This is a genomic window from Bacillus sp. es.034, assembly GCF_002563655.1.
GTDB lineage: Bacteria > Bacillota > Bacilli > Bacillales > Bacillaceae_B > Rossellomorea.
In genome coordinates this window covers 3,952,283-3,972,940 of the sequence record NZ_PDIY01000001.1, presented here as the reverse complement: position 1 = coordinate 3,972,940, position 20,658 = coordinate 3,952,283, and the positions used below count along the sequence as shown (strand labels likewise).

The following is a 20,658-nucleotide window of genomic DNA, read 5'->3' as shown; positions in this document are numbered from 1 at the left end:
GGAGAAATGTATGACAAAGGAATCGACTATTCATCCCGATTTTTCAAGTGAATCAGAACGCTTAGAGTTTACGAAACGCTACATTGATGTTGTCATCAGTACATCCCAGACGAGTAAGGAAAAGTATAAGGAAAACATGGAAAAAGCTTTTGGAGATATTGATTGGGGAGAGTCGAGTGCCGCCTACATCGATATTTTGACGAACTCAAGCTTTTTTGAGATGTCCAAAGAAGAATTGGAGTCCCTTACGAAAGCGAAGACGAAACCGTACTTTGCCCGAATCGATTTTCAACATGAGGGCTCCGGCAAGGTGGAGAAGCATTATATCGGGAAGACCTCCCTGTATCAGCGGGAAAACCAGGAGCAGATCATCGTTGACTGGAGATCCCCCATCGCAAACCTGTACTACGAAGGAAGGATCGGCGATGTCTCCTACGAGGCTGAAGGCGAAATGTACGAAGGAGATTTGTCCCTGAAGCGGCAATACATGATCGAGGATGGACTCCTGGAAGAAATTCGCGATATTGACTTAACGACCACCGATGAACTGCTTCAGGATTCATTGGCGAAAAGCTCCAGTAACCGTTTGACTGAAATCATTTCCACGATCCAGGAGGAACAGAACCGGATCATCCGGGCCGACTTGAACAAGCCGATCATTGTCCAGGGAGCGGCTGGAAGCGGGAAAACAACCATTGCCCTTCACCGGATTTCTTATTTTATTTATAACTACAAACAGCACTTTGATCCGAGACAACTGATGATCCTGGCCCCGAGTAATTTGTTCATCGACTATATTTCAGAAGCACTCCCGGAACTTGGGGTGGAGCGTGTAAGGCAAACGACATTCACAGACTATGTCATGACCTGCTTAGAAAAGAAGCTTACGATTGTAGAAGATAGCAAGCTCATCCAGCTGATTGAGACCCATGATGAAAAAGTGGAGACTGCATCATGGATATCAGGATTCAAAGGGTCTAAACCATTCAGGAGAATTCTCGAGCATTATATAGAAGAAGTCGAACAGCGCTTTTATACATCAAAGGATTTCTATGTGGATAAATACAAGCTGTATACCGCCAAAAGGTTCACTCACCTTTTTAAAGAGGAATATACGTATATGCCAATCTATCGACGGATGGAAAAGCTGAAGTCACTCCTTCAAAGCTATGTGCGCTCGAACAAGAAGCAAATGGTTGAGAAGGTCGAGAAATTCTTTGATGAGCGGATCGAAACCGCACTCTTTGAACGATCAAAGGCAGGGAACCGAAAGGAATATGTCTCGAAAGCCTTGGACAAGAAACTCGAGCGTGTGGACGAGATCAAGAAAGCGATACGTACCAGTGTCAATGGATACATGAAGCAGTTTGAAAAGAAGAATCTGCATGAGTATTTCATTGAGTTGTTTTCGGATCCCGTTCGCCTTGCTTCCTACTCAAAGGGGGAGCTCAGCGTGAGACAGGCGGAACAGCTCTGTCAGTACACGTTGAAATATGCAAAGAAAAAGCAGTATGAAGTAGAGGATTTGGCCATTCTCCTATACTTGCAATCCCATTTGTTCGGCATCGATAAATTTCACAAAGCAAAAAACATCGTCATTGATGAAGCACAGGATTATAGTTATATGCAGCTCTATTCTTTGAAGCGGGCACTTGAGACCGACATGTTCACACTGGTCGGGGATCTCGCTCAAGGGATTCACTCATACCGGGGCCTTCAGTCCTGGGAACCGGTTTACCGGGACATCTTTCCAAGGGCGACGTACACCGAGCTTCAAAAAAGCTACCGTACGACGATTGAAATCATGGAGGAAGCGAATAAATTGCTGAGCCTCTTACCCTATGATTTTCCGAAAGTGAATCCGGTGGTGCGACATGGAGATGCTCCGAGCTTTGATGAGTATGTGGAATTGGATGAACTCGCTTCCTTGATCGAGGAGAAAGTAGAATCAGGACGGAAAGAAGGATTCCAAACCTTCGCCGTCATCGGAAAAAGCATGAAGGACTGTGTGGAAATAAGCGATATCCTTCAAGAGAGGCAGCCGGGGAAGGTAAAGCTGTTGGAAGAACAGGAATCGATCCCGAAAGATCAGATCGTCGTCGTTCCTTCCTATCTCTCGAAGGGACTCGAGTTTGACGTGGTGGTTATCGCTGCGGTGGAAGAATCCTTCAACCCGGAAAACGAACTAGACATCAAGCTGCAGTACGTTGCCATGACACGACCCCTTCATAAGCTTGCATTCATAGGGAAGAAACGAAAACAATTTATCGGTCGGTAGGCAAGGTATAAGAATAGGTCCGTCCCTCTAAACCGAGGGACGGACCTATTTATTATCATTGGATACTCGGGAATCATAAAATTAGCTTTCTGCCGTTTAAGTTTGTAAAATAATGAATCAGGAGGGATGCAATATGTTGAAAAACTTACAGGGCACGAAGACGCTACATAACGGGATCGAAATTCCGTATGTCGGTTTAGGAGTTTACCAAATGAAAGATCCGTCTGAAACGGTGCAGGCTGTTCGAACAGCGATTCAGTCAGGGTACCGTTCCATCGATACTGCCGCGATCTACGATAATGAAGAAAGCGTAGGTCAAGGGGTGAAAGAAGGTGGAGTAGCGAGAGAGGACCTGTTCATCACTTCGAAAGTGTGGAATAGTGATCAAGGCTACGATACGACTTTAAAGGCATTTGAAACGAGCCTGAAGAAGCTGGATATGGAGTACCTGGACCTGTATCTCATTCACTGGCCAGTAGAAGGGAAGTACAATGATACATGGAAAGCAATGGAGAGACTTCATGGCGAAGGATTGATCAAATCCATCGGTGTAAGTAACTTCCATCAGCATCATCTGGAAGATCTGATGAAAAACAGCAATGAAAAGCCTGTATTAAATCAAATCGAGTTACATCCTCGTCTGAATCAGGAAAAAATAAGAGAATTCTGTGCTTCACAAAATATCGCCGTAGAAGCGTGGTCCCCGATTGCTCAAGGGCGTGTATTGGATGAACCTACATTAAACCACATTGCAGAGAAGCATGAAAAGTCTGCTGCACAGGTGATTCTGCGCTGGCACCTTCAGAATGATGTCATCATCATTCCAAAGTCGGTTCATGAAAACCGCATCAAAGAAAATGCAGATCTGTTCAACTTCGAGCTTTCACTGGAAGAGATGAATCAAATCAACCAACTAAATCTGGACGAACGTTTTGGTCCAGATCCAGACAACTTCGATTTTTAATCTATAAAGAGGTCCGTCCCTCGTGAACAGGGACGGACCTCTTTTTTTTCCTAAAACCCATTTCAATAAATGTTGAAAATAGTTATTGACAGAGCAGAGAAGAATGTTATACAATTATCTCGAAATCAAAATAATCATATTCGAGATAACATGTCTTATTTTTTTAATTATATATCTCATATTCAAGATAATTGACGTAAGAATAATTGAATTTGAAATGTTTGAAGGTGAATCTCGAAGGGAAAACATGAAGGAGGAAAAAAGATGACAGCATTGGCTGCGTTCGGTTTATTGGTTATTCGTTTAGTAGTGGGATTGACATTCGCTGCCCACGGAACACAGAAATTATTCGGGTGGTTCGGAGGTCATGGTGTACAGGGCACAGGAGGTTTCTTTGAGTCGATTGGAATCAAGCCGGGAAGAACAATGGCGTTACTTGCAGGGATATCCGAAGTAGCGGGTGGATTGTTGTTTGCCGCAGGCTTCCTTACACCATTAGGAGCACTACTCATCATAGGCACCATGATCGTGGCCATCGTGAAAGTTCATGGTGTAAATGGTTATTGGGCGACACAAAATGGTACAGAATATAATGTGATGCTCATTGTTGTGGCACTTGGGGTAGCCCTTGTCGGAGCAGGGAGCTTTTCAATAGATGCACTCTTATTTGCTTAATGGATTTACATGCAACCCAAATCTTGTGTTTCACCCTTTTACTATATAAAAAACATATCTAAAGGAGAGATTTTATGTCTAACGTAAAATTGGCAATCATGTACTACAGTTCAACAGGAACAAACTATCAGATGGCGAAATGGGCTGAAGAAGCTGCGAAAGAAGCAGGGGCAGAAGTGAAATTACTTCGTTTTGAAGAGACTGCACCAGAAGGAGCGATTGCTTCCAACCCGGCATGGGAAAAGCACTACAATGAAACAAAAGATACGGTCCCTGTAGCAACCCTTGATGATCTGGAATGGGCAGATGCTTATCTATTCAACGTTCCTACAAGATTCGGTAACGTGCCATCTCAAGTCAAAGCGTTCCTTGATACAACTGGAGGACTGTGGTTCAATGGAAAACTGGCTAACAAGGTAGTGAGCGCCACATCATCTGCAAGCAACTCACACGGTGGACAGGAGCAAACGGTTCTGGCTCTTTACACAACCATGATGCACTGGGGTGCCATCATCGCCGCACCTGGATACACAGACCAATCAAGCTTTGCAACTGGAGGGAATCCATACGGTACGAGTGTAACGGTCGATCAGGAAGGCAATATGGTCGAATCCGTGGAACCAGCCGTGAAGCACCAGACCCGCCGCACGATTCAAATCGCTGAAGCGGTGAAAAATGGATTGAAATAATGAAAAAGAAACCAGGTACACTCGTAAGTTTGAGTGACCTGGTCTTTTTTGTGTGTACTGAATTTATTCCATTACAACCCAATATCATCATGGCATTCGGCTTCGCATTCAATCCGTTCCCCCGTCAGCGGATGAGGGAACGAAATTCTGGCTGCATGCAGTGCCTGCCTCGTGAATACCGGTTTTCCCCCGTATAATGTGTCGCCAGCCAGAGGGTGACCGATGTGGCTCATATGGACGCGGATTTGGTGCGTGCGGCCGGTATCAAGCTGTACTTCGATGAATGTATACGGATTCCTGACTTCCATTACTTTATAATGGGTGACTGCATCCTGACCGGATGGCGATACCCTTCTTCTCGTATTGTGATGTCGGTCTCTGCCGATCGGTTCTGAGATGGTGCCTTTCTTCTGTTTCAAACGACCATGTACCAGGGCATGATACGTACGCTTGATTTGTCTTTCGGCAAGAAGCCGGTCAAGGATCGCTTTACTTAACGGATGCTTGGCGAAGATGATTGCGCCGGACGTATCGCGATCTAACCGATGGATATGCAGGACACGACAGCTTTCCCCTTGGGCCTGATGATGGAACGCGACAAGATTGGCCAGGGTATCCGTTTCATCAGGAGTATTCGGATGGGTATCGATCCCGGCAGGCTTGTTGACGACAATCAGATGTTCATCCTCAAACAATACGTCCAGCTCCCCGTAGGTGGGGGGAACATCATATTCGACTTCCTTGAATAATCGGATCTGCAGAATATCCCCTTGTGAGAGGGGGGAGGTCCATGAAGTCAACTCTCCGTTCACTTTGACATCACCTTCCATCCTCATGGAATGAACCAGTTTCTTAGGAGCCTGCCAGTGGTTTCTAAGAATTGTTTCAATCGTTACATTTTTCCAATCATTTGGAATGACTAGGTCGAATCGTTCGCCTATTTTTCGTGTTTTCATCAAAAAACCCCTTTAAATGACAAATATCTTATACTATTGTGGGTATTTAATCCTATCATAGCACCTATTCAACCCAATTCATGGGTATAATTACCACGCTGTTGGTTCTACTTCTATGTTATCCTTAATATATCTATTACAGAGAGATTACAACCGTTACAAAGGTGGGTTATGATGGTGAAAGTTTTACTAGCATCAACACATGAACAGGAAGATAAAATCCAAGAGCTTATACAGTACATGTATTGTACTATTTTCCCTGATTATTTCACAGATGATGAAATCGAACAATTCGATGATATGCAAGTATTACATACGACGACGAGGAATTTTGAATATTTCGGGACCCTTAAGGAAGCATTTCAAGTGATCTCAAGCCTGCAAACACTGATTTCCATCGTTGAAAGCGGATCAAATGAAGACCTATATGAAGATATGTTCTATCACAATGCCGGCATCCTTCAAAGCTTCGGCATGTTCTTCCCTTTATCGTATGATCAATTTACGGAAGAATCAGACTGTAAACATAATCTGAGCATCTACTCTAGAGCGGATAACCAGCTGCTTGTGTAAGCTGTATCACGCCCTTAATAGTTAGATACTTTAGAAAATTCGCATTAGCATGTTTGAAAGGTTCTTGTGAGGGGAAAATAGCAAGTAATAAGTTAATCTGAAGATACAACGTATCTTCATCTTGAAATTCCTCCTCACTTGAAAGGGGCTGACTCGTGGAAAAGTCAGCCCCTCTTTTTTATTCTGATTTTACGTTCTCTTCGAAAAATGCTTTGAAATCTTCTTTAGGATGTTCTCCTACGATTCTCGCCACTTCTTTTCCATTCTCGTAATGAACGAGTGTAGGAGTGGCTTCGATTCCGTATTGATCCCAGCCCTGTTCGAATTCAAGCAGATTGTACTGAACCATGTCGACTCCCATATCTTCGGCAAGAGGTGCGAGGGTAGGTGTCGTTCTTTTACAATGGATACAAGTAGAGCTGTAGAAGTAGACGGTCGCTTCTTCTTTATTCTTTAATTTCTCTTCCAGCTCTTTTGGAAGGATGACGTTTTGATAGTTTGGATCATCCAGCAGTTCAACGGTCGCCGGGTCGAGTTTCGCTTTTTTGAACTTATTTCCCTCGGCTTTTTGACTGTTCTGGACGCTGGTGACAATGGCGATGGCTGCGAATAATCCGACGATCGCCACCAGGAATATGATGATTTTTTTCAATCTAGTTTTCCTCCTTTATAGCTTTTAATACGATAACACTTGAAATGAAGATGATGATGAACCCTAAGAGTGCAAGGAACGGAATCGTGACAAAACCGAACAGGTTGATGTATTCACCTGTACAAGGAACGCGTCCGCAGGCGGGGGCACTTTCAGTAAGGATCGACACTTTTTGGATAGAGTAGTGATAAATGGAAATGAGAAGGCCGATGCCGGAAAAAATCGTAGAATATAATGCCGCTTTAAATTCTTTGCGTACATAAGCCACTCCTAATAAAATGACCATCGGGTACATTAAAATACGCTGATACCAACATAATTCACATGGCTCATATTTCATGATTTCAGAGAAATATAAACTCCCCATCGTGGCGATCAGGGAAGAGGCCCAAGCCAGGAATAACAGAGAATCTGCTTTTTTATTCATATAGAATTCCTTTCTACGTATATTCTATCAAATTATAGTATGATATTATTATAAAAGTAAAATGAGAAAACTTTATGAAGAAATGTGATATTTTTTTAACGATTTGTGCAAGCGGTTGCAGAAGACGTTTGCTTACTACTGAAGGAGATAACAGGAGGAAAACGCACATGACAAAACAATGGTGGAAAGAATCGGTCGTCTATCAAATTTACCCTCGCAGTTTCATGGATAGCAATGGTGATGGCGTCGGTGATATCAAAGGAATCATCTCCAAATTGGATTATTTAAAAAAACTGGGTATTGATGTGATATGGTTATCTCCTGTCTATGAATCCCCGAATGATGATAATGGATATGATATTAGCGACTATAAAAAGATTATGGATGAGTTCGGCACGATGGCTGATTGGGAGGAAATGCTCGGAGAAATTCATAACCGTGGCATGAAGCTTGTGATGGATCTTGTGGTGAATCACTCTTCCGATGAGCACGGCTGGTTTGTGGAATCGAGGAAATCAAAGGATAATCCGTATCGTGATTATTATATTTGGCGTGAAGGAAAAGACGGTAAAGAGCCGAATAACTGGGAATCTGTCTTTAGCGGTTCTGCCTGGGAATATGATGAGGCGACAGAAGAGTATTTCTTACATCTCTTCTCGAAAAAGCAGCCGGATCTCAACTGGGAAAATCCGGAGTTGCGCCGGGAAATCTATGACTTGATGACATTCTGGCTGGATAAAGGGATCGACGGTTTCCGTATGGATGTCATCAACTTTATTTCGAAAGTTCCAACATTGCCGGATGCACCGAACCCTGAAGGCAAACCGTATGCTTCCGGTCATGAGTACTTTATGAACGGTCCCCGCATTCATGAATTTCTCCAGGAAATGAATCAGGAGGTGCTCTCCCATTATGATTCGATGACGGTTGGGGAGATGCCGGGTGTGACACCGGAGGAAGCCGTGCTTTATACGGGTGAAGACCGAAATGAAGTGAATATGGTATTCCAGTTTGAGCATATGGATGTCGATTCGGGTCCGGGAGGGAAATGGGACGTCATTCCATTCGATCTTGTGAAACTGAAAGCAATCCTGACTAAATGGCAAACGGAACTTCACTGTAAGGGCTGGAACAGTCTGTATTGGAACAACCACGATCAGCCAAGAATCGTCTCAAGACTTGGACAAGATGGGGAGTATCGAGTGAAATCTGCGAAAATGCTTGCGACCCTCCTCCATATGATGCAGGGCACGCCTTACATTTATCAAGGGGAAGAGCTTGGAATGACAAATGTCCGTTTCTCTTCCATTGATGAATACAAGGATATCGAAACATTGAACATGTACCGGGAAAAAACAGCCCAGGGTATTGATCCAGAGGAAATCATGAAATCCATTTACGTAAAAGGAAGAGACAACGCAAGGACTCCTATGCAGTGGGACGGAACGGAAAATGGTGGATTCACAGAAGGAGAGCCATGGATCGCCAGTAACCCGAACTATAAAGAGATCAATGCCGAACAAGCCTTAAACGATCCGGCATCCATTTACTACTACTATCAAAAGTTGATTGCACTTCGCAAAAAGCATGACATCATTCCATACGGATCGTTCGAACTTCACTATGCAGATCACCCTTCCGTATATGCCTATACGAGAACATTTGACAATCGAAAGATCCTCGTCCTTTGCAATGTGTCAGGAGAAGAGCAAATCATCGACAACATCGCTTCATTTGATATTAATCAATCTGAAGTTTTCATAACAAACGAAGAACTGCATGAAAAAGATGCATTTACTTTAAACCCTTGGGAAGCAACGGTGTATTATATTAAAGGTTAAACTGAAAGGAAACATCCATATGATTGGGTGTTTCTATTTTCAAGTTTCAAGGGGTTTTTTAGTGTTAAAGATCTATGAAAAAATGATAACCAGGTTAAAGAAAAATCATATTTCTTCAAAAAATCCTCACCCCTTTGCTAAAATAAAAGAAATGGACTGTCATGAACTTCGTTTCAACAGTGCACTATAAGGGTATATAATTCAGGTATTTTATGAAGGAGTAGATCATAGATGGCAGAAAAACTGGATTTATCGCAGTTCGAAAAGAAAATGATCATCCGTCCAATGGAACATAAGGACATTCAAGATATTATCAATATGCAGTCTGTCTGCTTTCCAGGGATGGACCCATGGAAAGTCGAGCATCTGGAAAGTCACCTGGAAGTGTTTCCGGAAGGTCAGCTCGTAGCAGAATTAGATGGGGATATCATCGCCTCATGCTCGAGTTTGATCATTAACTTTGATGAGTACGACGACCGCCACACATGGGATGATGTAACGGATAATGGTTACATAACCAATCACAATCCCGATGGCTATAATCTGTACGGGATCGAAGTGATGGTGCACCCGGATTACCGGCGCATGAAGGTAGGTCACCGTCTGTATGAAGCAAGGAAGGATCTTGCCAGGCAGTGGAATTTAAAGAGTATCATCATCGGGGGACGAATCCCGAATTATCATAAACATTCTGATGAAATGTCTCCAAGGGAGTATGTGGATTCAGTGGGACGTCATAAGATTTATGATCCCGTGCTTTCGTTCCAGCTTCTGAACGGGTTCACCCTGATGAGGATCAATCCGAACTACCTGCCGGATGATAAGCGCTCCCATAAATACGCCACACTGATGGAATGGAATAATGTCGACTACCGTCCATCGAGCAAACGTCACTTCAAAACGAGCTATCCGGTCCGGATCTGTGTTGTTCAATATATGATGCGGAAAATCAACTCCTTTGAAGAGTTTGCGAATCAGGTGGAGTATTTCACCGATGTGGCTTCCGATGCGAAATCGGATTTCGTAGTGTTCCCTGAGATTTTTACCACCCAGCTCATGTCATTCCTGAACATTCAATCACCGAGCCTTGCAGTCAGAAGATTGACAGACTTCACAGAGGATTATATTGAATTATTCACGGACCTTGCTGTACGGTACAACGTGAACATCATCGGGGGATCTCATTTCGTCAAGGAAGAAAACGATGAGATCTACAATATTGCCTATCTTTTCCGCCGCGATGGGACGATTGAGAAGCAATACAAAGTTCACATCACACCGAATGAACGGAAATGGTGGGGAATCAGCCCCGGGGATTCTGTCAGGGTCTTTGATACAGACTGCGGGAAAATCGCGATTCAAATATGTTATGATATCGAATTCCCCGAGCTTGCCCGTATCGCTACGGACAAAGGGGCGAAGATCATCTTCACCCCATTCTGTACAGAGGACCGCCAAGGCTATCTTCGCGTCAGATACTGTGCCCAGGCACGTGCTGTCGAGAATCAGATCTATACAGTCATTTCCGGTACGGTCGGAAACCTTCCGCAAACGGAAAACATGGACATCCAATATGCCCAGTCCGGCATCTTTGCCCCGTCCGACTTTGAATTCGCACGTGACGGAATCGTAGGCGAAACCAATCCGAACATCGAAATGGTCATGATCGGAGACGTCGACCTCGAAGTCCTCCGCCGCCAGCGCCAATCAGGCACCGTCCGTCAACTCAAAGACCGACGCCATGACGTCTATGGAGTGAACTATAAGAAGTAATTCCAAACGATTGTTAGATGGATTGAACAAATATTGTTAGCATAGAAAATCCGAACGATCCTATGAATTTCTTTAATGAAATTCGGATTCGTTCGGTTTTTTTATGGTTATTGTGACAGCATGTATCTTGTATTTAGCAGGTTCCAGCTGTGGATTGGAGTGCAAGACGAAGACTCCTACGGGAAAAGCGGAATAGGTAAGACCCCGCAGGAGCGACAGCGACGAGGAGGCTAGCCGAACGCCCGAGGAAAGCGAAGTCTTGCACGGAAATCAACAGCGGTATACCACGTGATCTAAATGCTATTGGTGTATATTAACTTTTTATTAAAAATAAAAATGACAAATTCCAACGAGAGAAATTATGCTAAAATAAGGATTAAACGAATCTTGTCGACATGTGACGGATTGTTTTAGAAGGAATTCTACAATAAATGATAGAATTCATTATTATACAGCATTAGGAGGGGATCGTTTTGAGTTGGAAAACATCTTGGGAAAAATGGAGCAGCTACTTACATCTGGACAAAGAAGTCAATGAACTTTTAGAGTCAATGAAAGACGACGAAAAGTCCTTGGAAGACGCATTCTACAAAAACCTGGAATTCGGTACGGGTGGAATGAGGGGAGAAATCGGTCCCGGAACCAATCGAATGAACATTTATACAGTCAGAAAAGCCTCTGAAGGACTGGCGCGATACATAGAAGAGCAAGGTGAAGAGGCTAAAAACCGCGGAGTTGTAATCGCTTACGACTCACGTTATAAATCACCTGAATTCGCCATGGAGTCAGCGAAGACCCTGGCAACCCATGGCATCCAAACATATGTCTTCGACGAATTGAAACCAACACCTGAGCTTTCATTTGCCCTGCGGCAGCTAAAGGCATTCTCCGGTATCGTGGTGACTGCAAGCCATAATCCGCCCGAATACAATGGATATAAAGTGTACGGGGAAGATGGTGCCCAACTTCCTCCACATGTAGCGGATGCAGTCATCGGGAAAGTGAACGCCGTTGAAAACGAACTCGAAATCCATGTTCAGACCGAAGAAGAATTAAAATCAGCCGGCCTGATCAAAATGATCGGGGAAGACATCGATCAATCATACCTGGAACATCTGATTTCGATTTCAGAGAAGCCTCAGATCGCTAAGGAAACCGATTTGAAAATCGTATTCTCACCACTGCACGGCACGGCCTTGAAGATGGCTGAAAAAGGGTTGAAAGCATTAGGGTATGAGCACGTTCACATTGTAAAGGAACAGGCAGTCCCTGATCCTGAGTTTACAACAGTGAAGTCTCCTAACCCTGAAGATAAAGCGGCATTTGAATACAGCATCCGTGACGGGAAGGAAATCGATGCGGATATCCTGATTGCGACGGATCCCGATGCAGACCGTTTAGGTGTAGCAGTAAAAGGGGAAACAGGCGAGTATATCCTTCTTACCGGAAACCAGACAGGGGCCATCCTCCTGGAGTACATCCTTGCCCGCAAACAGGAAAAGAACATGATCCCTGAAAACGGCAGGGTATTCAAAACCATCGTGACATCCGAATTGGGTCGTAAGGTCGCTGAGCATTATGGTGCTTCAGTCGAGGATGTACTGACAGGCTTTAAATTCATCGGTGAAAAAATCAAGCAATACGAAGAAACAGGTGAGTATTCATTCTTATTCGGATATGAAGAAAGCTATGGATACCTGATCGGTGACTTCGCCCGTGACAAGGATGCCATTCAAGCAGTATTGATGGCAGCGGAAGCGGCTGCATATTATAAAAAAGAAGGAAAAACCCTATACAACGTCCTGCATGAATTATTCGAAAAGCACGGATTCTACCAGGAAGGACTGAAGAGTCTGACCCTTAAAGGAAAAGAAGGGGCCGAACAAATTCAGGGGATCCTGAAGGACTTCAGGAATGAACCTTTGAAAGAAGTGGCAGGCTTACGTGTGGTTTCTTCAGAAGACTACAAAACAAGTACGAAAATGGATTTGGTATCCGGTGAGGAAACCTCCATCCATCTGCCTTCTTCCAATGTGTTGAAATATCATCTTGAAGATGGATCCTGGATTTGCCTCCGTCCATCAGGGACCGAGCCAAAGATCAAGTTCTATTTCAGCGTGATCGGGGAGACCGAAAGCGATAGCGATGATAAATTACAAGCCCTTCAGGATGCCATCATGGCGAAAGTCGAGACGATGATCCGTTCGTCTGTAGGAAAGGCGTAAACCTTTTCATGGTATTAAAAACAAGAGATGTGTTCCTGCATCTCTTGTTTTTTGGATTGAGATGAGAACATGCGTTTTCGGTCAAAGGTCGTAGATGGTTATCCTTCTTTTTGATAATACCGGATGTGTGTGAAATCTATATAATAGTAGTATAGGGTCGGAGAGGACGATGAACATGAATTCTGAATCCCTTTCAAATATCGGACTTTTGAAAGAGATAGCCGAGCTTCTGAATAACGAAACAGAGCTTGATTCCATGCTTTCAGGTGCACTGAAGAAGCTGATCAGGGGTTCAAGCTTTACGACAGGGTGGATCTTCTTCATTGAAAAAGAGGGAAGCCACGAACTTGTTTCGTATGAGAATCTGCCTGGATCCCTCTCAGATCGTAAATGTGAGCCGATGAAAAAGGGTGGGTGCTGGTGTGTGAATCGATTTCGCAAAGGTAAACTCACCAAAGCGTCCAATATTATTGAATGTCAGCGGATCGAGCAGGCCATCGAAGAGAACAGGGAAGATACAGATGATATTACGCATCATGCGACGGTCCCCCTCCAGTCCGGGGATGAGTCCTTTGGTTTATTGAACGTCGCAGCACCGAATAAGACCCACTTCACAACAGACGAACTGGCGCTTCTTGAATCCGTTGCCTTCCAAATCGGATCCGCCATCAAGCGCATCCTGCTCACGAAAAAAGAGCAGGAAGTCGCCTTGATCGGAGAAAGGAACCGACTGGCCAGAGATCTTCATGATTCGGTCAATCAATTGTTGTTTTCCCTTACGTTGACGGCAAGGGGAGGGGCAGAAATGACCGGGGATGAAGAGGTAAAGGATACGTTCAAAACGATTCAAGGGATGGCTCAGGAAGCCTTATCGGAAATGAGGGCCCTCATCTGGCAGTTGCGCCCCCATGGACTTGAGAATGGAGTCGTGGAAGCAGCGAAAGGATACGCAGAGATGCTTGGATTAACTTTGGAAACGAAAGTGGAAGGAGTCATTTCTTTAAGCTCTAAAATAGAAGAAGTGCTGTGGCGTGTGAGTCAGGAAGCACTGAATAATTGTAAAAAGCATTCCGGGGAAAAACACATCCTCTATACATTGAAAAGTGAGTTGCAATCCATCCACTTAAAGATTGAAGATAAAGGATACGGATTTCAATATGACGGAATGCAGTCCCTGCCTTCAGTAGGGATCCAAAGTATGAAAGAACGTGTGAAAAGCATTGGTGGTAAATTGACCATCGACAGTCAGCTTGGTAGGGGAACGGTCATATCAGTTCGATTACCGTATTAGGAGGTGCCGGGTAAATGATTAGAGTATTGATAGCAGATGATCACCACGTCGTGCGGAGAGGATTGGTTTTCTTTTTGAAAACTCAAAAGGACTTGGATATCGTCGGTGAAGCGAAGGATGGGGAAGAGGCCGTTCGGATGGCTGGAGACTTGAAACCCGACATCATTTTAATGGACCTGATGATGCCGGTTATGGACGGGATCCAGGCGACCAGGGAAATTAAAAAGAAATATCCTGACATTCAAATTCTGATGCTGACGAGCTTTTCCGACCAGAATCACGTGATTCCCGCTATAGAAGCAGGAGCGGCTGGATATCAGTTAAAGGACATTGAACCCGATGAATTAGTGAGCGGGATCCGAAAACTCCTTTCGGGTGAAAATTCTCTACACCCGAAAGCAACCAATCATTTACTGACAAGGATCACGAAACAAGAGCCTCCCCATAAAAATCATGAACTGACCAAACGGGAGAAGGATGTTTTGATTGAGCTGACAAAAGGGAAGAGTAATAAAGAGATTGCTTCAAGCCTCTATATAACGGAAAAAACCGTCAAGACTCATATTTCAAACATTTTTTCTAAGCTGGAAGTGTCAGATCGGACACAGGCGGCACTCTATGCCGTGAAACATCAGTTGACAAAAAATTAATCTGGAAAGGATTTTTTAAATCATGAACATCGTAATGATTAACGGAAGCCCGAGAAAACGTGGACGCACCGGAATTGCATCAAGATTCATTGCAAGGACATATGACTGTGATCTTATTGATTTAAGTGATGGCTCTCTTCCACTGTACACTGGAGAACAGGAGCAATCGGAGGTCGCCGCCGTTCAATCACTTAAGAAAAAAGTGAAAGATGCGGATGCCGTCATTTTAGCTTCCCCGGAATATCACAGCGGTATGAGCGGGGCACTCAAAAATGCACTCGATTTCTTAAGCAGTGAGCAATTCGCCCATAAACCTGTTGCCCTTCTTGCATGTGCAGGCGGCGGGAAAGGCGGTATCAACTGCTTGAATAATCTTCGAATCGTCGGCCGTGGAGTGTATGCAAATGTCATTCCGAAGCAGCTTGTTCTTGATCCCCACTGCTTTGATTATGAAGGGGATGCGCTTTTAGAGGAACCTGCAAAGCTAGTGGATGACCTGATGAGAGAACTAAAGGTGTATGTAAAAGCGGCTGAACTGGTAAAGACTGAAATTTCATCCCAGTGATAAAAATCGGCATGTTGCCGGTTTTTTTATATTATTTGATGTTATACCTGAAATAATGTTGGAAACAAATAAAAGCTGATCCAATCGTACATACTAATTGGATCAGCTGTAGGTGGAATTCTCTTTTTTTTACATCTCTGCAAAGGTTTCCTGAAGTGGTTGCTCGACACTATAGGTGAAGTTTGCATGTTCGATATATCGTAAAAGCGTATAGAGATTACGCTCTACAACCGTGTAATCATTTGAAAAATGATACGCATGTAAGAAATGTTCAATTCTTTTTGAAAGAAGGTCATCCTTCGTTCTCACCATAAGGATCAACAGGTTATCCCATTCTGATCGGTGAGTGTAATACAAGGCCCGATCGTAATCGACTTTGTTCACTTGGTTTCCCTCCTTCTGAAGGGGTACTCCTATTTTGTGCGAGAAAACCGTATTCTTTTCTCTGTAAAAGTTGGTACTGTTGCAAATGCTCGTTTTCCTTCTATTGGGTGAATAAAAATTCCCGATTAATTCATCCTATGTAATGAAACGTAAACAGAGGTGATGAAAATGAAGAAAGCAATCCTGATGTTATCAACTGTATTTTTTCTCATATTTTCAAGTCAGGCACATGCTGAGCAGTCGGATTACAAGAAGTTTGGACGCATTGCGACAGCAGTCATCAAAGAGGACTACCCCGGGCAGCCTGTAAAGGATTATCAGTACCAGGGACGCAAGAAAATGACGGAGAACAAGGTGTCTGATGCCTTTGAATTTACCGTGCAGGAAAACAATGCAGAGAAAAAGGTCGTAGTCATCGTCGTACACGATCTAGACAATGAAAAGGTACTCAACATCTCGGTGAAGGAATAACGGGACAGATGAAGTCTTCTTTGATTAAGGAGGCTTTTTTTGTTATGGCGAGGCTGGTCATTTCCCCATAAAACCTGCACGTGCATACCCATAGACGATAAACTAAAGTATTACCTGCAAATTCACCAACAATTTGCTAAAATGAAGTCATACATAAAATCGTTTTGATTCTGAAAGGGGATCTTTGTTCCGATGTGATGCTGTTCTTTTCTTACCTATATATAAACTGAATAGAGGGAGGAAGAGATATGCATTCCAATGCATTTAGAAATCTGTGGTTTGGTCAGTCATTGGCCAATATGGGGGATATCTTTTATATCGTAGGGTTGATCTCCCTTGTATACAATATGACCGGTTCTGCTGTTTACATGACGGCTGTTCCTTTAGTCATCACCTTTTCGCGATTCATCAGCAGCATGGCAGCACCTTTGTTGCTGAATCGTACCCAGATGAGGAGCTTGATCTCGTATTCGCAAATGGGGAAGACCTTTTTTTTATGCGTGTTCCTCCTGATGATGGTACTGGGTATTGGAAATGTGTGGATCTATCTCGTTTGTGCGAGTATCATTTCTTTTTTGGATGGTTGGGCACTGCCGGCGAGAAATGCATATGTGCCATTTCTGGTTAAAAGAGAGGAGCTGATGGGTGCGAATGGCTTCCTTTCAACCGTTGATCAGACGATTCAATTCTCAAGCTGGGCTTTGGGCGGCATTCTTTTAGCTGTCCTGAATGCGACGAATCTTTTTATTGTGGTGATCCTCTTGTTCCTGGCCAGCACCTTTTTTATGCTGAAGCTGCCGGTCATTCCAAGTAGCACGCTGGAAGTTCGAAAGATTTGGTGGCAGGAGCTTTTAGAGGGGTGGTCTCAGGTGAAAAGCCGGAAAGGGCTGGTTCCCGTTTTTTGGATTTACGGGCTGGAGTCGATTTCTGGGACCGTCTGGATTGCGGCCGTTCTTTATTTGTATGTGGATCTCTTGCTTCAGCGGGGTGAAGAATGGTGGGGATTCATTAACTCAAGCTTCTTTGTCGGATTGGTCCTTGCGTCCTTTCTCATATTTAAGCTGCATGGTGTCTTTTCAAAACACCGGCATAAGTGGCTCCCCTTCTGTATGATCGTCACTTCAGGCGTCACCCTTGTCTTTGCCTGGAATAAAATTGCCGTGATGGCACTTATCTTGTCGTTTGTGTTCGGGTTGTTTGATCAAATAAAGAATGTAGTGCTTCAGACGTATTTACAGGAGAGTGCGCCACCGGAAGAGCTCGGAAAGATTTATGCTGCACAAGGGGCGTTAATCACACTCTTGTTCGGATTATCGTCAGTGGGGGTCGGGCTTCTCCTGGAAGTCATGAGTGTTTCAATGGTATTCACATGGTCTGCACTCCTGTTGCTCACGACGCTCATCCCAGTAAAACTATTGCAAAAGAATCTGAATACGTAAGGTTGATAAGAAGGCTGTTCCCTGGATTAGGGGAACAGCCTTTTTTAGGTGATTCATTTTATGCTTGTCGGGCCTGCCCAACCCGGCTCCGCTTTTCTTTTCATCAAATCCCAATTGTCTTCATACATTTAGATAAGAGTATAAAGAGGGGGATGAAGATGAATTTAGAGGAGCAGAAGAATTTGCAGAATGCGATAGGGGAAATTACTGAGATTGCAGCCGGGTTTGGTCTGGATTTTTATCCGATGCGTTATGAGATTTGTCCTGCTGAGATTATATATACATTTGGGGCTTATGGGATGCCGACACGGTTTTCGCATTGGAGTTTCGGGAAGCAGTTCCATAAGATGAAGCTGCAGTATGATTTGGGGTTGAGTAAGATATATGAGCTTGTGATCAACTCGGATCCTTGTTATGCGTTCTTGCTGGATTCGAATTCTCTAATTCAGAATAAATTGATTGTGGCTCACGTTCTGGCACACTGTGATTTCTTTAAGAACAATGTCCGATTTCAGAATACGAAGCGGGATATGGTGGAAAGTATGTCGGCTACGGCTGAACGTGTGCGCAGGTATGAGATCGAACATGGGAAACAGGAAGTTGAGAATTTCCTAGATGCGGTCCTTGCCGTGGATGAACATATCGATCCTTCCCTCATGCGGCCGAAGCTGTCATGGACGATGGATGATGTGGAGTGGGAAGAAGAAGAAGTGAGTCATGCGACTCCATATGATGATCTATGGTCCTTGGATGAAAAGCCAAAGAGCAGGGAAAAGAAGAAGGTGAAAAAGAAGTTTCCACCGCAGCCGGAGAAGGACATCCTTCTTTTCATCGAGCAGTACAGCAGGGAATTGTCGGACTGGCAGAGAGACATATTGACGATGATGAGGGAAGAAATGTTGTATTTCTGGCCACAGCTTGAAACGAAGATCATGAATGAAGGGTGGGCCTCGTATTGGCATCAGAGGATCATTCGTGAAATGGATTTGACGAGCGGTGAATCGATCGAGTTTGCCAAGCTGAATGCTGGTGTCGTACAGCCGTCCCGTACTCAGATCAATCCATATTATCTCGGCCTGAAGATTTTCGAAGATATTGAGGATCGGTTCGATAACCCGACAGAAGAGATGAAGAAACGTGGGGTAAAGCCGAATTCCGGTCGTGAAAAAATGTTTGAAGTGCGTGAAATCGAATCGGATATTTCCTTCTTACGAAACTATTTAACGAAAGATCTGGTGACGAGAGAGGATATGTATCTGTTCCAAAAGCAGGGGAAGGATTATAAAATTGTCGATAAAGAATGGACCCATGTCCGGGATCAGCTCGTTGGGATGAGGGTGAATGGCGGTTTCCCTTACATCACCGTGAATGACGGGGATTATATGAAGAGCGGGGAACTTTACCTGAAGCACTGGTTCGAGGATGTCGAGCTAGATATTAAATATTTGGAAAAAGTCTTACCTTATTTGCACCAGCTCTGGGGAAGACCGGTCCATATCGAGACCCATGTGGAGAACCGGGATATGCTATTTACGTATGACGGAAGGAGCGTCCAGCGGAAATATCTATAATAAGCCAGCATCAGGAAGAAGCATCCTGATGCGGCTCTTTTTTTGTTCTAAAAATGATGGACGGGTTTATACATTGTAGAGTAGGAACTTATTGGATTAGGAGGAGATAGGATGGCGGATGTTGAAGTCTTTATCGGTGATTTGACTGACCGGACATTCCATTATGAGGGGGGAGACTGGAATCATAATTATCCGAAGCGGATCAGTCAGTTCTTTCCTAAAGGGTATGAACTGTTTTTCGCCCTGTTGGATGGCATTTACTATAAAAAATTCGAAGGCAGGCAAACAGACTGGGGAAGCCATACTTGCCTGATGTATCCTGATGAAATGCTGTCGGTGCTGGAAGACTACTATAAGAGAGAGGGGGATAATGAGGAGGTGCAGCAATTGTTTCAATTCATTAAGAAGCTGGACCATGGACGGCAGTACGGATTAGTGGCATGCGAAATGTCATGACGTGAAAAGGACAAACTGCGATTCTGACAGTTTGTCCTTTATTGATTCAGCCCCCTCCGTTTTTTCTGGGTCCATTTAGCTTATGCTTGTCGCCTCTGACCAAGCCGCCTCCGCTTTTCTTGGCTTCTATCCGGAAACCGGGTATGAAGTCTTTCGGTGAAGTATAGAAACGATTTTTGAAAGATGGGACTTTGGATGAACGTATAAATAAATGTGAAAACGAAGACGGGACCGGAGAGGAGCAGTCCGATCAGTAAGACGGTGCACTCGCATAGGATCCGGACTCTGCTGATGGAAAGATTGGTCAGGTCTGAAATGGTGAGCATAAATCCATCCCTTGGACCGGTTCCAAGATGGGCAGCAGAATACAACCCGCCTCCAACCCCCATCAACAGAATGGCAGACAGGAGAATCAGGATGTCCATAACCGGACCCGTTTGTGGAGGAAGCAAATCATAAAAAAGAAAAAAGTCAACGAGCATGCCGACCATCACTCCATTCAGGATGGTTCCGATTTGAATGTATTTCCCTTTCAAGATAAGCGTGCCTCCTATGAGAGTGGCACCGACAATGATATTCCACGTTCCGATGGTCAGCCCGAACTTGTCGAACAGGGCGATATTTAATACATCCCATGGGTGGATGCCTAAGTATTGGACTTTAATGGACATGCTGATCCCATAGCTGAAAATGAGTAACCCGATTACAAAATAGCCTATTTGCCAATAAATTTTCATCTTTTCTCCTTTTATCTGATCGTCATCTCTACTCTAACATT

At 44.0% G+C, this 20,658-nt stretch carries 20 protein-coding genes; 15 read left to right on the top strand and 5 right to left on the bottom strand.

Features of this window, described 5'->3' with window-relative positions; genetic code table 11:
- Positions 1-10: 10 nt before the first annotated feature.
- The 4 genes from helD (at position 11) to wrbA (ending at position 4,606) form a co-directional block, all read left to right on the top strand.
- Entirely contained in the window at positions 11-2,278 is a 2,268-nt protein-coding gene (helD, locus tag ATG71_RS20215) for an RNA polymerase recycling motor HelD (RefSeq protein ID WP_098441206.1), read from the top strand.
- A 133-nt stretch (positions 2,279-2,411) separates the two neighbouring features.
- Positions 2,412-3,242: an aldo/keto reductase gene (locus tag ATG71_RS20210; protein WP_098441205.1), complete on the top strand. Its 831-nt coding sequence runs from the start codon at positions 2,412-2,414 to the stop codon at positions 3,240-3,242.
- 273 nt (positions 3,243-3,515) lie between these two features.
- On the top strand, positions 3,516-3,917 hold the full coding sequence (locus ATG71_RS20205; protein WP_098441919.1) for a DoxX family protein: 402 nt from the start codon (positions 3,516-3,518) through the stop codon (positions 3,915-3,917).
- A 74-nt stretch (positions 3,918-3,991) separates the two neighbouring features.
- Positions 3,992-4,606 carry an NAD(P)H:quinone oxidoreductase gene (gene wrbA / locus ATG71_RS20200; protein ID WP_079533964.1) on the top strand — a complete coding sequence of 205 codons (615 nt, stop codon included), beginning with the start codon at positions 3,992-3,994 and terminating at the stop codon, positions 4,604-4,606.
- A 71-nt stretch (positions 4,607-4,677) separates the two neighbouring features.
- On the opposite strand, the gene ATG71_RS20195 is transcribed toward wrbA, so the two are convergent.
- On the bottom strand, positions 4,678-5,562 hold the full coding sequence (locus ATG71_RS20195; protein WP_098441204.1) for an RluA family pseudouridine synthase: 885 nt from the start codon (positions 5,560-5,562) through the stop codon (positions 4,678-4,680).
- 171 nt (positions 5,563-5,733) lie between these two features.
- Between ATG71_RS20195 and ATG71_RS20190 the strand changes: the two genes are divergently transcribed.
- Positions 5,734-6,135 (top strand): DUF5365 family protein, encoded by a 402-nt coding sequence (locus tag ATG71_RS20190; RefSeq protein WP_286163080.1) that lies wholly within the window; start codon positions 5,734-5,736, stop codon positions 6,133-6,135.
- Positions 6,136-6,313: 178 nt separating this feature from the next.
- Here ATG71_RS20190 and ATG71_RS20185 read toward each other — a convergent pair whose 3' ends face one another.
- Both ATG71_RS20185 and ATG71_RS20180 read right to left on the bottom strand, forming a co-directional pair.
- Positions 6,314-6,787 carry a thioredoxin family protein gene (locus ATG71_RS20185; protein ID WP_098441203.1) on the bottom strand — a complete coding sequence of 158 codons (474 nt, stop codon included), beginning with the start codon at positions 6,785-6,787 and terminating at the stop codon, positions 6,314-6,316.
- Between the two features lies 1 nt (position 6,788).
- A complete protein-coding gene (locus ATG71_RS20180) occupies positions 6,789-7,214 on the bottom strand; it encodes a disulfide oxidoreductase (RefSeq protein WP_098441202.1) in 426 nt (141 codons plus the stop codon).
- A 167-nt stretch (positions 7,215-7,381) separates the two neighbouring features.
- On the opposite strand from ATG71_RS20180, the gene ATG71_RS20175 reads away from it, so the two are divergent.
- The 6 genes from ATG71_RS20175 to ATG71_RS20150 all read left to right on the top strand — a co-directional run bounded on the left by ATG71_RS20175 (position 7,382) and on the right by ATG71_RS20150 (position 15,559).
- Positions 7,382-9,055 (top strand): glycoside hydrolase family 13 protein, encoded by a 1,674-nt coding sequence (locus ATG71_RS20175; protein WP_098441201.1) that lies wholly within the window; start codon positions 7,382-7,384, stop codon positions 9,053-9,055.
- 231 nt (positions 9,056-9,286) lie between these two features.
- Positions 9,287-10,828 (top strand): bifunctional GNAT family N-acetyltransferase/carbon-nitrogen hydrolase family protein, encoded by a 1,542-nt coding sequence (locus ATG71_RS20170; protein ID WP_098441200.1) that lies wholly within the window; start codon positions 9,287-9,289, stop codon positions 10,826-10,828.
- A 473-nt stretch (positions 10,829-11,301) separates the two neighbouring features.
- A complete protein-coding gene (locus ATG71_RS20165) occupies positions 11,302-13,053 on the top strand; it encodes a phospho-sugar mutase (RefSeq protein WP_098441199.1) in 1,752 nt (583 codons plus the stop codon).
- A gap of 175 nt (positions 13,054-13,228) precedes the next feature.
- A complete protein-coding gene (locus tag ATG71_RS20160) occupies positions 13,229-14,344 on the top strand; it encodes a GAF domain-containing sensor histidine kinase (RefSeq protein WP_098441917.1) in 1,116 nt (371 codons plus the stop codon).
- Positions 14,345-14,358: 14 nt separating this feature from the next.
- Positions 14,359-14,994: a response regulator transcription factor gene (locus ATG71_RS20155; RefSeq protein WP_098441198.1), complete on the top strand. Its 636-nt coding sequence runs from the start codon at positions 14,359-14,361 to the stop codon at positions 14,992-14,994.
- A gap of 22 nt (positions 14,995-15,016) precedes the next feature.
- The gene (locus ATG71_RS20150; protein WP_098441197.1) at positions 15,017-15,559 is read left to right on the top strand and encodes an NADPH-dependent FMN reductase; all 543 of its coding nucleotides are present in this window, start codon (positions 15,017-15,019) and stop codon (positions 15,557-15,559) included.
- A gap of 129 nt (positions 15,560-15,688) precedes the next feature.
- On the opposite strand, the gene ATG71_RS20145 is transcribed toward ATG71_RS20150, so the two are convergent.
- Positions 15,689-15,943 (bottom strand): YhdB family protein, encoded by a 255-nt coding sequence (locus ATG71_RS20145; protein ID WP_034763164.1) that lies wholly within the window; start codon positions 15,941-15,943, stop codon positions 15,689-15,691.
- Between the two features lie 168 nt (positions 15,944-16,111).
- Between ATG71_RS20145 and ATG71_RS20140 the strand changes: the two genes are divergently transcribed.
- The 4 genes from ATG71_RS20140 (at position 16,112) to ATG71_RS20125 (ending at position 19,880) form a co-directional block, all read left to right on the top strand.
- A complete protein-coding gene (locus tag ATG71_RS20140; protein WP_179886590.1) occupies positions 16,112-16,414 on the top strand; it encodes a DUF3889 domain-containing protein in 303 nt (100 codons plus the stop codon).
- 248 nt (positions 16,415-16,662) lie between these two features.
- Positions 16,663-17,853, top strand: a complete 1,191-nt coding sequence (locus tag ATG71_RS20135; RefSeq protein WP_098441195.1) for an MFS transporter — start codon at positions 16,663-16,665, stop codon at positions 17,851-17,853.
- 158 nt (positions 17,854-18,011) lie between these two features.
- Positions 18,012-19,424: a SpoVR family protein gene (locus tag ATG71_RS20130; protein ID WP_098441194.1), complete on the top strand. Its 1,413-nt coding sequence runs from the start codon at positions 18,012-18,014 to the stop codon at positions 19,422-19,424.
- A gap of 111 nt (positions 19,425-19,535) precedes the next feature.
- Positions 19,536-19,880: a hypothetical protein gene (locus ATG71_RS20125; protein ID WP_098441193.1), complete on the top strand. Its 345-nt coding sequence runs from the start codon at positions 19,536-19,538 to the stop codon at positions 19,878-19,880.
- An 80-nt stretch (positions 19,881-19,960) separates the two neighbouring features.
- On the opposite strand, the gene ATG71_RS20120 is transcribed toward ATG71_RS20125, so the two are convergent.
- Positions 19,961-20,617 carry a YczE/YyaS/YitT family protein gene (locus tag ATG71_RS20120; protein WP_098441192.1) on the bottom strand — a complete coding sequence of 219 codons (657 nt, stop codon included), beginning with the start codon at positions 20,615-20,617 and terminating at the stop codon, positions 19,961-19,963.
- Between the last annotated feature and the right edge of the window lie 41 nt (positions 20,618-20,658).